This is a genomic window from Cupriavidus nantongensis (genome assembly GCF_041726985.1).
Lineage (GTDB): Bacteria > Pseudomonadota > Gammaproteobacteria > Burkholderiales > Burkholderiaceae > Cupriavidus > Cupriavidus nantongensis_A.
This window is the reverse complement of the sequence record NZ_CP168303.1, coordinates 180020-194082: the sequence shown is the minus strand read 5'-3', so window position 1 is coordinate 194082 and position 14063 is coordinate 180020. Positions and strand designations below refer to the sequence as shown.

Here is a 14063-nt window from a genome sequence, read left to right as displayed (position 1 = left end):
GCTGAGCGCCCCGGCAGGTCCGGCGCCGCGCCGCTACAATCCCCACCATGAAACTCAAGTTCACCAAGATGCATGGCGCCGGCAACGACTTTGTCGTGCTCGACGGCATCCACCAGCAGATCGACCTGACCCCGGCCCAGTGGCGCGCGCTGGCCAGCCGGCATTTCGGCGTGGGCGCGGACCAGATCCTGATCGTCGAGAAGCCGACGCGCCCGGACGTCGATTTCCGCTACCGCATCGTCAATGCCGATGGCAGCGAGGTCGAGCACTGCGGCAATGGCGCGCGCTGCTTCGTGCGCTTTGTCACCGAGCAGGGCATGACCGACAAGCGTTCGGTGCGCGTCGAGGTGATGAACGGCGTGATCACGCTGACGCTGCAGGACGATGGCCAGGTCACGGTCGACATGGGCGCGCCCGAGCTGGAACCGGCGCGCGTGCCGTTCCGCGCGCAGGGCCTGCCCACCCATGCCGAGGGCGCCGACACGCTGTACGGTCTCGAGGTCAACGGCCGCACCGAATGGATCTCGGCGGTGTCGATGGGCAACCCGCACGCGGTGCAGGTGGTGGACGATGTCGAAAACTTCCCGGTGCTGCAGGACGGCCCGGTGATCGAGCACCACCCGGCCTTCCCCAACCGCGTCAACGCCGGCTTCATGCAGGTCGAAGACCGCCACGCCATCCGCCTGCGCGTCTACGAGCGCGGCGCCGGCGAGACCCTGGCCTGCGGCACCGGCGCCTGCGCGGCGGTGGTGGCCGGCATCCGGCGCGGCCTGCTGGATTCGCCGGTGCGGGTCCACACCCATGGCGGCGAGCTGACCATTGCCTGGGACGGCGGCGCCGAACCGGTGCGCATGACCGGCCCGGCCACCACTGTGTTCGAAGGCAGCATTGACCTGGCGGCCCTGCCGGCCTGACCATAGGGGCTGCGCGCCCCTTTTCACTCCCCTGCAGCGCAGTCACCGGGGCGCCCGATTCCCTGATCCCGCAGATCATCGCGAATGGAGCGCCCATGCCGCTGGACGATTTCCGCATCACCTCGGGCAAGCGATTCCGCCTTGCCGACTTCGACCCGGGCAGCAAGCCGCTGTCATGCGGCAAGAAAGAGGAAGACCTGGCCCGCATCATCGAGCTGAGCAACGCGCTCGACGCGCAGCAGGACATCTTCTATGCCGAGCACCGCCGCAAGCTGCTGGTGGTGCTGCAGGGCATGGACACCAGCGGCAAGGACGGCACCGTGCGCGGCGTGTTCCGCAGCTTCGATCCGCTGGGCATCCGCGTGGTGGGCTTCAAGGCGCCGTCACCCGAGGAGCTGGCGCGCGATTTCCTGTGGCGTATCCACCTGCAGGTGCCGAAGTCGGGCGAGATCGTGGTGTTCAACCGCAGCCACTACGAAGACGTGCTGATCACCCGCGTGCACCAATGGATAGACGGCGCCGAATGCGAACGGCGCTACCGCCAGATCCGCGAATTCGAGTCGATGCTGACCGAGACCGGCACCACCATCGTCAAGTGCTTCCTGCATATTTCGCGCGACGAGCAGAAGTCGCGGCTCGAGGCACGGCTGGCGGACCCGGAGAAACACTGGAAGTTCGATACCCAGGACCTGGCCGAGCGCAAGCACTGGAAGGCCTACATGGACGCCTACGAGGCCGCCATCATGGCCACCAGCACGCCCGAGTGCCCCTGGTACGTGGTGCCGGCCGATTCCAAGACGCACCGTAACCTGATGGTGGCCGAGATCATGACCCGGGTATTCGCGGACCTGAAGCCGGCTTATCCACCCGCGCGTCCGGAACTGGCCAGGATCAAGGTCGACTGAGCCCGCGCGCGCCGGCCGGGCTCAGCCGCCGTTGCCGCGATGCACGTCGTGCGTGACGAAGGGCTGCTCGCGGCTGGGCATGGCCAGCCAGTGCGGATGGCGCAGGGTCTGGCGGATATCCTCGAGCCCGCTGGTCCAGTGCTCGTGCATGGTCAGCGGGCCGAACTGGTAGTCCTTGGCCAGGTTCTCGAACGACTTGTCGCGGTAGATCAGCTGGATCACGTTGCGTCGCGCATCGCACGACTGCTCGGCCGCGCGCCGGTACCACTCGTTGTCGCGCTTTGACTGCGGCACCAGCGCCATCACCTCGTTGAGCATGCGGCGCAGGTTCTGCTGCTCGCGCATATAGTCGGTGATGGCCCGGGTGCGGCTGGAATACTGGATGTCCTTCTGGCGCTCGGCCACGTCGATCAGGTCGTGCGGCAACTTGCCGCGCGCGCTCCACAGGTCGACCTGGAAGATCAGCGCGTCGCGCCGCGGCTGCGCGGTCAGCACCTCGGCCAGCGGCGTGTTCGAGACCAGCCCGCCGTCCCAGTAGTATTCGCCATCGATCTCCACCGCCGGAAAGCCCGGGGGCAGCGCGCCCGAGGCCATGAAATGCTCGGCGCAGAGCTTGTCGCGGGTATTGTCGAAATAGGCGAAGTTGCCGGTGCGCACATTGACCGCCCCCACCGAGACCCGCATCAGGTCGGGACGATGATTGATCAGGTCGAAGTCGGCAAAGCGCTCCAGCGTGGCCTTCAGCGGCTTGGTGTCGTAGAAGCTGGCATGGGTCGGGTCCGAGTAGCGCGACATCAGCGCCGGCCAGCTGCGCGGCTGGAAAAAGCCGCGCTGGCCCTCCAGCATGGCGCGCGCCGCGTGCAGGCCGTCGAACCAGATCCGCATCGGCTCGGGCCAGCTTGCCGCTTCATCGGCAAACCAGGTGTAGGACAGGCTGGGCAGCCACGGCTGCGCGCAGATGTGTTCCCAGAACGCCCGCAGCTGCTCGACCCGGCGCTGCGGGGGATTGCCGGCGATGATGGCCGCGTTCAAGGCACCGATCGAAATGCCGGCGACCCAGTTAGGGAAGATGCCGCCGTCGGCCAGGCCCTGGTACACGCCGGCTTGGTAGGCGCCCAGCGCGCCGCCGCCCTGCAGCACCAGCGCGCGCACGGCATAGGCCTCGTGCGCGGGCCGATCGGGCGCCTTGGCCGCCTTGCGCACCGGCTTGCGCGGCCGCACCTGCGCGCCGCGCTCGGCCAGCGACTCGCCGTTGGCGGCGGACTCCGCCGTTGGGGACGGCGTTGCCGCCTGCCGCACTGCCCGTTCCTGCCGCTCCTTTGCCGCCACGCCGCGCTCCCTCCCAGTCTGAAAGTCAGCCGTGTGCCTACCGGCCACGCCCCGGGCGCTGGCTGCCAGCGCCCGGCCTCTGCAACGGTTTCAGACGCCGTAGCGCTGACGATAGGCCGCCACGGCCTCGCGCGAGGCGCCCAGCGCCGGATCCTGCGAGGCATCGAGATAGGCAAGCAGGTCCTTCAGGCTGGCGATGGCGATCACCGGGATGCCGAATTCGCGCTGCACATCCTGCACCGCCGAGTGGGTGCCGACCTGCTCGGCGGTGCCGCTCTTTTCCATGCGGTCCAGCGCGATCAGCACCGCGGCGGGCTCAGCGCCAGCCGCGCGGATCAGGTTGACCGACTCGCGCACCGAGGTGCCGGCGGAGATCACGTCGTCGATGATCACCACCCTGCCCTGCAGCTTCGCCCCGACCAGCGTGCCGCCCTCGCCGTGGTCCTTGGCTTCCTTGCGGTTGTACGCGAAGCCGACATCACGTCCCATGCCGGCCAGTGCCACTGCCGTCGCCGATGCCAGCGTGATGCCCTTGTACGCCGGCCCGAACAGCACGTCGAATTGCACGCCCGAGGCCAGCAGGGTTTTCGCATAGAATTGCGCCACCTGGCCCAGCATGCCGCCCTGGTTGAACAGGCCGGCATTGAAGAAGTACGGCGACTTGCGGCCGGCCTTGGTGACGAACTCGCCGAACGACAGCACGCCCGCGTCGAGCGCGAAGCGGATAAAGGTCTGGCTGAGATCAGTACCGGCTGTCGCCGCGGGCGGATTCTGCTGCGTCATCATTTCTCTCTGAATTCAAAATTTCCCCGAATGTTACGGATTATCAGCGCCAACCTCAACGGCATCCGCTCCGCGTCGAAGAAGGGCTTTTTCGACTGGATGGGCAAGCAGGACGCAGACATGGTCTGTGTGCAGGAACTGAAGGCGCAGGCCGCCGACATGACGGAAGCGTTTCTGGCGCCACACGGCTACCACGGCTTTTTCCATTACGCCGAGAAAAAGGGCTACAGCGGCGTCGGACTCTACACGCGCCACAAGCCTGAGCGGGTCATCACCGGCTTCGGCAATGCCGAATTCGACAGCGAGGGCCGCTATGTGGAAGTGCAGTACCCGCACCTGGCGGTGATTTCGGTGTACGTGCCGTCCGGCTCGAGCGGCGAGGAACGCCAGCTGGCAAAGTTCCGCTTCATGGAGGCATTCCTGCCGCACCTGCTGCAGCTGAAGGCCAGCGGGCGCGAGATCGTGCTGTGCGGCGACGTCAACATCGCGCACAAGGAAATCGACATCAAGAACTGGAAGGGCAACCTGAAGAATTCAGGTTTCCTGCCGGAGGAGCGCGCCTGGATCGGCGAGCTGTTCGACGTGCACGGCTATGTCGACGTGTTCCGCAAGCTGGACCCGCGTCCGGACCAGTACACGTGGTGGAGCAACCGCGGCCAGGCCTATGCCAAGAACGTTGGCTGGCGCATCGACTACCACCTCGCCACGCCGAAGATAGCCGACACTGCGCAGCTGTGCTCGATCTACAAGGACGAGAAGTTCAGCGACCACGCGCCGCTGTCGATCGACTATAACTTTCCGCTCTGACAGCGGGCTGGTCAGGCCGATTCAGGCCGCCCGGATTTCTTCCAGCAGCTCCGGGTGGCGGTCCAGCAGCCGCAGCAGCTTCACCAGCGCCAGTGGCGGCTTGGTCCGCCCGGTTTCGTACCGCGAGAACGCATTGACGCCACCGCCGAAGATTTCGGCGGCCTCGCGCTGGTCCAGGCGAAGCTTCTTGCGGACTTCGGTGATATAGGACGGATCGACGAGGGCGGCATTGACTTGCCGATTGAAGGCAAGCATTGCCTCGCTCACCCAGTCGCTATCACGGGGCAGCACGCCCTCGCCGCACTTGGGGCACCATTGCCCGGATACATTCGGGATCACCGTGGTCTCACCGCGGTACGTATAGGGCATGTCGCGCATTCCCGCCACCAGTTCCGCGCCACCGCACTCGGGACACTTCATCCTGCCTCCTCCGGCTGTTCGTCTGGGTGTTGTTACCTTGGCTTGAAGGAAACGACCAACACCTCGCTGGCAACGGTGAGCTTCACATACAAGGCGCCATGCGGCGTGACGGGCCGGTAGACGTCCTGCCAGATCCGATGGTCGTCGTACGTTGTCATGCTCTTGTAGAAGTCCGCTGGCTGGAGGCGGGCCAGGATGTCGCGCACCCCGCTCCTGCACAGGCCCATCATCGCCGCATGGGAATACGCGGCATACGTCATTTCCATCTTGCCCGCCAGCAACAGGGCCTTCACATCCCGCAGCTTGTAATGCGCCGACCCCTTCTCCATGTAAACTAACCTACTGGGTTAAATCCCGCAACCCGCGAACTGTGCCAAAGCGCAGGACTCCAATTGGTACAAACCCCTGCGACAGGCCCCCATCCCCGCTACAATGCGGGTTCGCCCCTGCGCCCGGCAGGAGAGGTTTCGCATTCCCGCATTTCAAAGAGCGAGTCAGCCATGGTTTTCAAAGTGTTCGTCGATGGTCAGGAAGGCACCACCGGTCTCCGGCTGCTTGACTATCTTTCCGGTCGTGCCGACGTGGAACTGCTGCGCATTGCCGAAGACAAGCGCAAGGACCCGGCCGAACGAGCACGATTCCTGAATGCCGCCGACGTCGCCTTCCTCTGCCTGCCCGACGTGGCCTCGCGCGAGGCGGTGTCGCTGGTGACCAACCCGAACACCTGCGTGATCGACGCCAGCACGGCGTTTCGCACTGCCGACAACTGGGCCTACGGCCTGCCCGAGCTGGCGCGCGGCCAGCGCGACAAGATCCGCGCCAGCAAGCGCATCGCGGTGCCGGGCTGCCATGCCAGCGCCTTCGTGCTGGCGGTGCGCCCGCTGGTGGATGCCGGCGTGCTGCCGGCCGACTACCCGCTGTCGGCGTTCTCGCTGACCGGCTACAGCGGCGGCGGCAAGTCGATGATTGCCGAGTTCGAAGCCGGCGGTAACCCGAAGCTGAACAGCCCGCGCCCCTACGCGCTGGGCCTGGAGCACAAGCACCTGCCGGAAATGCGCGTGCAGGCCGGCCTGGCGCAGGCGCCGATCTTCAACCCCATCGTCGGCAATTTCCTGAAGGGCCTGGCGGTGACGGTGCCGGTATTCGCCGAGCGCCTGGCGCGCAAGGTCAGCCCCGAGCAGATCGTCGAGATCTATCGCCAGCACTATGAAGGCGAACAGTTCGTGCGTGTGATGCCGTACAACAGCGCCGACAACCTCGACGGCGGTTTCTTCGATGTGCAGGCCAACAACGACACCAACCGCGTCGACCTGTTCGTGTTCGGCAATGCCGAGCGCCTGAACCTGGTGGCGCGGCTGGACAACCTGGGCAAGGGCGCGGCCGGCGCGGCGGTGCAATGCATGAACGTGCATGTGGGCGCCGACGAGGCCAGCGGACTGCGCGCCTGAGGCCTGCCATTCCCGCACGTCAAAAAGGCCGGCACTGCCGGCTTTTTTGTTGCTCGCTGCTGCGTCGGGCTACACGCGCTGCAGCGCGCGCAGCGCGTCGACCAGCCCGGCCCCCTGGAAGGCGCGCTCGCGCCCCAGGTCGGTGGCCGCAGCGCACAGGATGGTCTTGACGGTCTCGGGCTGGCCCATCAGTTCATTGTTGCGCGACAGCAGCAGCGCCGCGACCCCCGACACATGCGGTGCCGCCATGCTGGTGCCGTCCATCGATGCCAGCGTGCCGCCGGGCACGGTCGAGGTGATCTTCTCCCCCGGCGCTACCAGGTCGGGCTTGATGCGGCCATCGCCGGTGGGACCGTGGCTGGAAAAGTAGGAGATGCCGAAGCGGTAGGGGTCGGTGCGATGGGTCGCGCCCACCGTGATCACGGCGCGCGCATTGCCGGGATCGGTGATGGTCTGACCGCGGAAGCCGGCGCCCATGTGTTCGGCGGCAAAGGCCTCGTCGTAGCCATAGTTGCCGGCCGCCGCCACCACGATCACGCCGCTGGCCACCAGGCGGTCGCACTCGACGCATACCGGCGTGCTGCCGCAGGCGTAGCTGCGCACGTCGTGGCGCAGCGCCACGCTCAGGTTGATGCCATGCACCGATTGCCGGTCGCGGCTCTGGTTGAGCCAGCGTACGTATTGCAGCGCGCCCAGGATGCCGAACTCGTCGCCCCTGCCCTGCGCGTCGAAAATGCGCAGGTCGAGCAGTTCGATGCGCGGGCAGATGCCGCTGACATCGCCGGCCTCCATCAGTTCGGGCGGCAGCGGCATCGGGTCCGGCCGCGCCAGGTAGGCCGACGCCGGCCAGCCGGCGCCGATGATGCCCGCCACATGCGTGCCGTGGCTGCCGCCGGGAGCCACATACTGCGCCGGGTCATCGTGGCTGATTTCCAGCAGCGGCTCGATCACCGACCAGTCGATGATGCGCCCATGCGCCAGGTCCTCGGCAATCGCGGCGACCCGCTGCCTTAGTTCCGCCTCGCCAGGCCCGCGCTTGCCCTTGGGCATGGGCGGCAAGCGGCCACTGGTAATCGCCGACAGGCGCGTGAAGTCCAGCGTCCTGACCACGCGCGACAGCCGCGGCGCGATCAGCCCGTCGCGCACCGGCAGCGGCCCGTCCAGCTTGAGCGGATCGAAGAAGGCCGGATGGCGCGCGTCGATGCCGGAATCGATCACCGCCCAGCGCACGCCCTGTCCGCCGGTATCGAACACGCGGATGGCCGCATCGGCCTTGACGGTCTTGCGCGAGGCGAACACCGCGTGCTCGGCCGGCCGGTTGACGGAGATGCGCCATAGCGGCGAGATGGCGGCGGCAGCGGCGACGTCCCCGGCAGCCATGCCGGCTGCCGGCTTGGCAGCGTCCTCCACATGGTCCTCCCGCAGGCAGTCCCACAGCGTCTCCAGCACCTGGCGGCTGGCCTGCGTGACGCGCCGCGTCAGGCCTCCGGGCGGGAAACTGTCGTCGTGCAGGCCCAGCAGCGTCAGCGCGACGTACTGCGCGGCGACATTGACCAGCCGCCCCAGCGCCTGTCCGGCCGGCGCGGCGAGGCCGCCGAAGCGGGTACGCGCCGCGGTGTAGCCGATGTCCTTGAAGCGCGCCAGCGCCGCCTCGCTGCCGACATGGGCCAGCACCGATTCGCCCAGCCAGCGCACCAGCGCATCGCCGGTCAGGCTCAGCGCCAGCGCGCTGCGCGCGGCGGGCGTCCACCTGATGTCGGCCATCGGCACGCGCACCTCGCGCTGCCACCAGGCGGTAAGCGGCAGCAGGCGCAGCATGTCGAAGAAGTCGATCTGCGCCAGCAGGTGGGATTCATTGGCGGCAAGGAAGCGCGGGCCGGCTTCGTCGGCTGCCGGCCCGGCCAGCGCCGGCAGGCGCCGCAGCACCGCGGCGCGCAGCGCGGCTATGCCGGCGCCGTGGTGCGGGGTCAGCAGCAGGCCGCGCGGCACCTCGAACGATTCGCCGGACGCATACAGCAGCCAGACTTCGGAGCTGACCGGCAGGTCGCTGGTGAAGCGGTCGGGCTCGGCCTCGCAGCCGGCGAAGATCAGCATATACGCGGCCCGCCGTTCCGACGGGCTCATGCGGTTCAGGCTCATGCGGGTCCCCCTTGCGGTTGTCGCATTGTCCCTGGCGCCGGCTTCAGGCCATCAAGGCGCTGTGCGGAATGCGGCGCGGATGGCCGCGGCGCCGTTCCGTGCTTCAGCGCTTCAGCGGCTTTTGCCGGTCCTCGTCGCCGGCATCGACCGGCGCAGCGCCCAGCCCCGCCATATTGGGGCGGTAGGGCGGCAGCTTGTCCACCGTGGTGTGGATCGCGCGCGCGTACAGCGGCAGCACCTCGGGCAAGTGCTTTTCCAGGTCGGCGATGCGGCTGCGCCCGGACGGATGGGTCGACAGGAACTCGGCGCCGGACTGCGAGACCTTGCCCATCTTCTGCCACAGCGACACCGCCGCGCGCGGATCGTAGCCGGCGCGCGCAGCCACATCCATGCCGATCAGGTCGGCCTCGGATTCGTCCGAGCGGGAAAAGCGCAGCGTCAACAGGTGCGCGCCGGTGCCCAGCGCCATATTGCCGAGGTTGCCGAAGCCGAACAGCTGCGAGATCACGTTGGCGCCCAGGTTGGTAATCTCGGACTTGGCGGCGCGCTCGCGCGCATGCTCCTGCAGCGCGTGCGCGATCTCGTGCCCCATCACCATGGCGACTTCGTCGTCGGTCAGCTTGAGCTGGTCGAGCAGCCCGGTATAGACCGCGATCTTGCCGCCCGGCATGCAGAAGGCATTGACCTGCTTCGAGCCGATCAGGTTGATCTCCCACTGCCATTGGCGCGCGCGCTCATTCCAGCGCGCGGTCTGCGGCAGCAGCCGCTTGCCGATGGCGCGCAGGCGCACCAGCTGCGGGTGATTGTCGGGCGCCAGGGCGCGCTTGGCGATGGCCTCCTGCTTGAGCTGCTCGTACTCCTGCACGGCCTGCTGCTCGATCACCTCGGCCGGCACGATATTGCGCACCGCCGAGCCGCCCGGGTTCAGCCGGATGCCAGCGGCACTGCCGTCCTGCGGCTGCGCCGGCGCCGGCACGCTCCAGCCGAGCGGCAGCACGGCCGCGGCCAGCGCCAGCGCACGGGCCAGCCGCAGTCGGAAGGGACGCTGAACACCTTGGAGGCGGCGACGCATGGGCGATTCCTTGGGCGCAATCGGAGAGCAGGCAAACAGGTGGTGCAATAATACACGGCGCCCGCGCAGCCGCGCGGGCGGCACACGGCCGCCCCATCCATGAATTTCCAGACCTATCTCGATATCTTCCGCAACCGCCGCATCGGCGCCATGCTGATGCTGGGCTTTGCCTCCGGCCTGCCGCTGGCGCTGACCTCCGGCACGCTGCAGGCGTGGATGACGGTCGAAGGGCTGGATATCAAGACCATCGGCTTTTTCTCGCTGGTCGGCCAGGCCTATATCTTCAAGTTCCTGTGGGCGCCGTTGATGGACCGCTACACGCCGCCGCTGATGGGGCGCCGGCGCGGCTGGCTGCTGCTGACCCAGGTCGGGCTGGTGCTGGGCATCGCCGGGATGGCGTTCTGCCCGCCGCAGCAGGCGCTGTGGATGCTGGCGGCGCTGGCCACGCTGGTGGCGTTCCTGTCGGCCTCGCAGGACATCGTCTTCGACGCCTACAGCACCGACGTGCTACGCCCGGCCGAGCGCGGCGCCGGCGCCGCGGTCAAGGTACTGGGCTACCGGCTGGCGATGCTGGTCTCGGGCGGCCTCGCGCTGTGGCTGGCCGACCGCGTGCTGGGCTGGCAGCAGACTTACCTGCTGATGGCGGCGCTGATGGGCGTGGGCATCCTGACGCTGCTGTGGGCGCCCGAGCCCGACGTGCCCGCGCGCGCGCCGCGTTCGCTGGAAGAAGCGGTGGTGGGCCCGCTGCGCGATTTCTTCGCGCGCCCGGGGGCCTGGTGGCTGCTGCTGCTGATCGTGCTGTACAAGCTCGGCGACGCCTTTGCCGGCAGCCTGTCGACCACCTTCCTGATCCGCGGCGCGGGCTTTTCGGCGGGCGAGGTCGGCATCGTCAACAAGACCCTGGGGCTGGCCGCGACCATCCTCGGCGCGCTGTTCGGCGGCACGCTGATGGTGCGGCTGGGCCTGTACCGCTCGCTGATGCTGTTCGGCGTGCTGCAGGCGGTGTCGAACCTGGGCTACTGGATCCTGGCGGTGACCCCGCCGCACCTGTGGACCATGGGCGCGACCATCGCGGTCGAGAACCTGTGCGGCGGCATGGGCACGGCGGCCTTCGTGGCGTTGCTGATGACGCTGTGCAACCGCTCGTTCTCGGCGACGCAGTACGCGCTGTTGTCGGCGCTGGCGTCAGTGGGCCGGGTCTACGTGGGCCCCACATCCGGCTATATGGTCGAGGCCTGGGGCTGGGCGCCGTTCTATCTCGGCACCGTGGTAGTGGCACTGCCCGGCGTGATGCTGCTCTGGGCGATGCGCCACACCGTGCACCGCTACGAGGCCCAGGCGCGCGAAGCGGTCGCCTGAGCGGCCCGGCTTATTCCTTGTAGTAGACGATCTGGTGCGAGCTGGCGATCAGCTCGCCCGCGGCGCTCCACAGCTGCGCGCGCTGGTCGAAGAAGCCCTGGCGGAACACCTGCGCCTGCGCGCTTGCCAGCACATGGCTGTCGCCCAGCGCCGCCAGCGTGGCCGCATCGGCATGGAAATACGTGGTCATCGACACCGTGCCGGCCGGCACGAAGCCGGCGCGCTTGAGGAAGATGCGCGGGTAGAAGCTGTCGGCCCACGCCGCCACCGCGGCGAAGTCCGGCGTGCGCGCCGGTGCGTCGCGCAGCCAGAACTGGGTCAGGCTGTCGGGGTGCTCGGTGCCGGCCTCGGCGGTCGGCTTGGCGCCGCGCACCGGCCGCATGTCGTAAGCCTTGAGCCAGCGCACCGGCGCAAACCCGCCCATTCCCGGCAGCGTGTCGGCGGCCGGCACTTCCGGCATCACCGCTTCGCCGCAGGCCCAGGTGTCGCGCCGCACCGCGAACATCGCGGTAGCGGTGGTGGCGACGGCGTCGCCCTGGCGCAGTTCCAGGGTCCAGTGCTGGGTCGAGCGGTTGGTGCGGACCGGACGCGCCTCGATCTCGAACGGGCCCTCGGCAATGGGGCCGGCAAAGTTGACGGTCAGCGAGACCGGCTCGCCCAGGCGCTGCCGGTGGTTCATGGCCGCCTGCAGCAGGGTGGCGGCCGTGATGCCGCCGAACGGGCCGATCATGTTCCAGTACGCCGGCGTGGTGCGGCCCTGGAAGCGGTGTTCGCCGGCCGGCACCAGGGCCAGCGCGTCGTCGAAGGGATGGAGCTGGCTGGAAGCAGCGGCGGCGTGGATCTGGGGCGCAGTGGACATGGCGGAAGCAGGCTGGTCTCGAAATAGAACGATCGTTCGCTAGCTGCCTACACTAACCGTAGTCAGCGTTCCGGTCAAGCGCGGCCATGTCCCCGGCCGCGCCGCGCTACGGTTCATCCCCGCGCCCGCCGCCGCAAAGGCAGCGCCCAGCCGAGCTGGTTGGCAACCACGCCCAGCAGCACCAGCGCCATGCCGGCCACCTGCAGCGGGCCCAGCACCACGCCGAACACCATCACGTCGATGACGATCGCCACCAGCGGGTAGATGAATGACAGCGTGGCGATCGATACCACCGACAGCCGCTGGAAGGCGCCGTACAGCAGCGTGTACATCACGCCGGTATGCACCAGTCCGAGCGCCAGCAGCGCGGCCCAGGTAACGCCGCCATAGCTGCCCGCCGGCGGGTGCGCCAGCGGGGCCAGCATCAGCACGCCCAGCACCATCTGCAGCCCGGCGATCTGGCCCGGCGGGATCGCCTGCAGCCGCCGCGTGGCCAGCGTCGTCACGGCGTACAGCAGCGCCGCCAGCAGGCCCAGGCCGATGCCGGCCAGCATCGATGCGCCGCCGGCGCCGTGCTCGAGCCCGGTGATCAGCATCACGCCGGCAAAGGCCAGCAACAGCCACGGCAGCCGCGCGAACGGGAACGGCTCGCGCTGCAGCACCGAGGTCAGCAGCAGCAGGAAAAATGGCTGGGTGTGGTAGACCACCGTGGCAATGGCGATGCCGCTGTACGCGTACGCCGAGAACAGCGCCAGCCAGTTGAGCACCAGCGTGACGCCGCCCAGCACCAGCCAGCCAGCCTGGGCGCGGGACATCCGCACCCACCCGCGCTGCAAGGTCAGCGCGCCCAGCAGCGCGGCGCCGCCGAACAGGCAGCGGAAGAACACCACATCCAGCGGCGGCTGGCCGCTGGTCACCACGAACCAGCCGATGGTGCCTGACAGCACCATGGCGGCGGCCATGCGCCAGGTGCCGCCCGGCCGGGATTGTTGCGAAGGCATGAGGAACTCCGGTTTAGCCAATGGCCGCATTGTTCCACTCGGCACGGAAGTCAACAATGTGGCGGCAACTCAATTAGTATTTGACGACAGGTCAAAGACAGGAGGTTCGGCATGCTGGATGCGCCACTCAATGCAATGGCGGTGTTTGCTCGCGTGGTCGAGTGCGGCAGCTTCTCGGCCGCCGCGCAAGACCTGGGCATGACGCCGTCGGCGGTCAGCCGTCATGTCTCCCGGCTCGAAGCCCGGCTCGGCGCGAGCCTGCTGCAGCGGACCACGCGCGCGTTCGCGCTGACCGAGCTGGGCCAGTCGGTCTACGCCGCCTGCGCGCGCATGACCGCCGCCGCGCGCGAGGTCACCGCCCTCGCCGGCGAACATGGCGGCGCGCCGCACGGCGTGCTGCGCGTCAGCGCGCCCGTGTCGTTCGGGCAAGCCTGGCTGGCGCCACGGCTGCCGCCGTTGCTGGCGAAATACCCGGGGCTGGACCTGCAGCTGACGCTGGCCGACCGCATGGTGGACCTGGTCGAAGAGGGCCTCGACGTGGCCGTGCGCATCGCGCGCGAACTGGCGCCGGGCCTGGCCGCGCGTCCATTGCGCGAGGTGCGCTACCGGCTGGTCGCGTCGCCAGGCTATCTGGCCCGCCATGGCGCGCCAGCCGCGCCGGCTGACCTGCCGGCCGCGCGCTGCCTGTACCTTGGCTACGGCAATTTCGGCGAGCGCTGGACGCTGCGCCACCACGCCGGCGGCGACAAGGTGGAGGTCCGCATCCCGCCGCGCCTGACGCTCAACAACAGCCTGGCGATCATGAGCATGGTCGAGCGCGATGCCGGCATCGGGCTGGTGCCGGATTTCTCGCTGGGCGATGCGCTGGAGCGCGGGCGGGTCGTCACCGTGCTGGGCGACTGGGACATCCTGGAGCCCTACATCGGCACGGCGTATGCGGTGTACACGCCGACGCGGCACGTGCCGCCCAAGGTGCGAGCCTTTGTCGACCACCTGGCGGCGAGCGCCGGCGAGGCGCCGCGTTAAG

At 68.5% G+C, this 14063-nt stretch carries 14 protein-coding genes; 6 read left to right on the top strand and 8 right to left on the bottom strand.

All coding sequences use genetic code 11. The features are described from left to right. Nucleotides 1-47: 47 nt before the first annotated feature. A complete protein-coding gene (gene dapF, locus ACEI37_RS11945) occupies nucleotides 48-914 on the top strand; it encodes a diaminopimelate epimerase (protein WP_373379069.1) in 867 nt (288 codons plus the stop codon). A 95-nt stretch (nucleotides 915-1009) separates the two neighbouring features. Next, a complete protein-coding gene (locus ACEI37_RS11940; RefSeq protein ID WP_373379068.1) occupies nucleotides 1010-1819 on the top strand; it encodes a polyphosphate kinase 2 family protein in 810 nt (269 codons plus the stop codon). Nucleotides 1820-1840: 21 nt separating this feature from the next. Here ACEI37_RS11940 and ACEI37_RS11935 read toward each other — a convergent pair whose 3' ends face one another. Together ACEI37_RS11935 and pyrE are read right to left on the bottom strand one after the other, a co-directional pair. Beyond that, nucleotides 1841-3148, bottom strand: coding sequence for a patatin-like phospholipase family protein (locus tag ACEI37_RS11935; protein WP_373379066.1), 1308 nt, complete (start codon nucleotides 3146-3148; stop codon nucleotides 1841-1843). Nucleotides 3149-3238: 90 nt separating this feature from the next. After that, nucleotides 3239-3934 (bottom strand): orotate phosphoribosyltransferase, encoded by a 696-nt coding sequence (gene pyrE / locus ACEI37_RS11930; protein WP_373379064.1) that lies wholly within the window; start codon nucleotides 3932-3934, stop codon nucleotides 3239-3241. Between the two features lie 27 nt (nucleotides 3935-3961). On the opposite strand from pyrE, the gene ACEI37_RS11925 reads away from it, so the two are divergent. After that, the gene (locus ACEI37_RS11925) at nucleotides 3962-4738 is read left to right on the top strand and encodes an exodeoxyribonuclease III (RefSeq protein WP_111521677.1); all 777 of its coding nucleotides are present in this window, start codon (nucleotides 3962-3964) and stop codon (nucleotides 4736-4738) included. Between the two features lie 21 nt (nucleotides 4739-4759). Here ACEI37_RS11925 and ACEI37_RS11920 read toward each other — a convergent pair whose 3' ends face one another. Then, nucleotides 4760-5158, bottom strand: a complete 399-nt coding sequence (locus tag ACEI37_RS11920) for a type II TA system antitoxin MqsA family protein (protein ID WP_240073480.1) — start codon at nucleotides 5156-5158, stop codon at nucleotides 4760-4762. Between the two features lie 32 nt (nucleotides 5159-5190). After that, on the bottom strand, nucleotides 5191-5487 hold the full coding sequence (locus tag ACEI37_RS11915; RefSeq protein WP_373379063.1) for a type II toxin-antitoxin system MqsR family toxin: 297 nt from the start codon (nucleotides 5485-5487) through the stop codon (nucleotides 5191-5193). A gap of 171 nt (nucleotides 5488-5658) precedes the next feature. Between ACEI37_RS11915 and argC the strand changes: the two genes are divergently transcribed. Continuing rightward, nucleotides 5659-6606, top strand: a complete 948-nt coding sequence (gene argC, locus ACEI37_RS11910) for an N-acetyl-gamma-glutamyl-phosphate reductase (RefSeq protein ID WP_115679169.1) — start codon at nucleotides 5659-5661, stop codon at nucleotides 6604-6606. Nucleotides 6607-6675: 69 nt separating this feature from the next. Here the strand turns inward: argC and ACEI37_RS11905 are convergent, their stop codons facing one another. Continuing rightward, nucleotides 6676-8745, bottom strand: a complete 2070-nt coding sequence (locus tag ACEI37_RS11905) for a S8 family peptidase (protein ID WP_373379062.1) — start codon at nucleotides 8743-8745, stop codon at nucleotides 6676-6678. Nucleotides 8746-8848: 103 nt separating this feature from the next. Beyond that, the gene (locus ACEI37_RS11900) at nucleotides 8849-9817 is read right to left on the bottom strand and encodes a M48 family metallopeptidase (RefSeq protein ID WP_373379061.1); all 969 of its coding nucleotides are present in this window, start codon (nucleotides 9815-9817) and stop codon (nucleotides 8849-8851) included. Between the two features lie 99 nt (nucleotides 9818-9916). Between ACEI37_RS11900 and ACEI37_RS11895 the strand changes: the two genes are divergently transcribed. Further along, nucleotides 9917-11176, top strand: coding sequence for a muropeptide transporter (locus ACEI37_RS11895; RefSeq protein ID WP_111521671.1), 1260 nt, complete (start codon nucleotides 9917-9919; stop codon nucleotides 11174-11176). Between the two features lie 10 nt (nucleotides 11177-11186). Here ACEI37_RS11895 and ACEI37_RS11890 read toward each other — a convergent pair whose 3' ends face one another. Further along, the gene (locus ACEI37_RS11890; RefSeq protein ID WP_373379060.1) at nucleotides 11187-12035 is read right to left on the bottom strand and encodes an acyl-CoA thioesterase; all 849 of its coding nucleotides are present in this window, start codon (nucleotides 12033-12035) and stop codon (nucleotides 11187-11189) included. A gap of 113 nt (nucleotides 12036-12148) precedes the next feature. Further along, nucleotides 12149-13036, bottom strand: a complete 888-nt coding sequence (locus ACEI37_RS11885) for a DMT family transporter (RefSeq protein ID WP_373379059.1) — start codon at nucleotides 13034-13036, stop codon at nucleotides 12149-12151. A 111-nt stretch (nucleotides 13037-13147) separates the two neighbouring features. On the opposite strand from ACEI37_RS11885, the gene ACEI37_RS11880 reads away from it, so the two are divergent. Then, nucleotides 13148-14062, top strand: a complete 915-nt coding sequence (locus ACEI37_RS11880) for a LysR substrate-binding domain-containing protein (protein ID WP_373379058.1) — start codon at nucleotides 13148-13150, stop codon at nucleotides 14060-14062. Nucleotide 14063: the final 1 nt, after the last annotated feature.

Excerpts from the sequence above, each read along its gene's own strand:
- ACEI37_RS11915 (WP_373379063.1), bottom strand. The coding sequence starts at position 5,487 with ATGGAGAAGGGGTCGGCGCATTACAAGCTGCGGGATGTGAAGGCCCTG.
- ACEI37_RS11920 (WP_240073480.1), bottom strand. The coding sequence starts at position 5,158 with ATGAAGTGTCCCGAGTGCGGTGGCGCGGAACTGGTGGCGGGAATGCGC.
- pyrE (WP_373379064.1), bottom strand. The coding sequence starts at position 3,934 with ATGATGACGCAGCAGAATCCGCCCGCGGCGACAGCCGGTACTGATCTC.
- argC (WP_115679169.1), top strand. The coding sequence starts at position 5,659 with ATGGTTTTCAAAGTGTTCGTCGATGGTCAGGAAGGCACCACCGGTCTC.
- dapF (WP_373379069.1), top strand. The coding sequence starts at position 48 with ATGAAACTCAAGTTCACCAAGATGCATGGCGCCGGCAACGACTTTGTC.
- ACEI37_RS11885 (WP_373379059.1), bottom strand. The coding sequence starts at position 13,036 with ATGCCTTCGCAACAATCCCGGCCGGGCGGCACCTGGCGCATGGCCGCC.
- ACEI37_RS11895 (WP_111521671.1), top strand. The coding sequence starts at position 9,917 with ATGAATTTCCAGACCTATCTCGATATCTTCCGCAACCGCCGCATCGGC.
- ACEI37_RS11900 (WP_373379061.1), bottom strand. The coding sequence starts at position 9,817 with ATGCGTCGCCGCCTCCAAGGTGTTCAGCGTCCCTTCCGACTGCGGCTG.
- ACEI37_RS11890 (WP_373379060.1), bottom strand. The coding sequence starts at position 12,035 with ATGTCCACTGCGCCCCAGATCCACGCCGCCGCTGCTTCCAGCCAGCTC.
- ACEI37_RS11905 (WP_373379062.1), bottom strand. The coding sequence starts at position 8,745 with ATGAGCCTGAACCGCATGAGCCCGTCGGAACGGCGGGCCGCGTATATG.
- ACEI37_RS11880 (WP_373379058.1), top strand. The coding sequence starts at position 13,148 with ATGCTGGATGCGCCACTCAATGCAATGGCGGTGTTTGCTCGCGTGGTC.
- ACEI37_RS11940 (WP_373379068.1), top strand. The coding sequence starts at position 1,010 with ATGCCGCTGGACGATTTCCGCATCACCTCGGGCAAGCGATTCCGCCTT.
- ACEI37_RS11925 (WP_111521677.1), top strand. The coding sequence starts at position 3,962 with ATGTTACGGATTATCAGCGCCAACCTCAACGGCATCCGCTCCGCGTCG.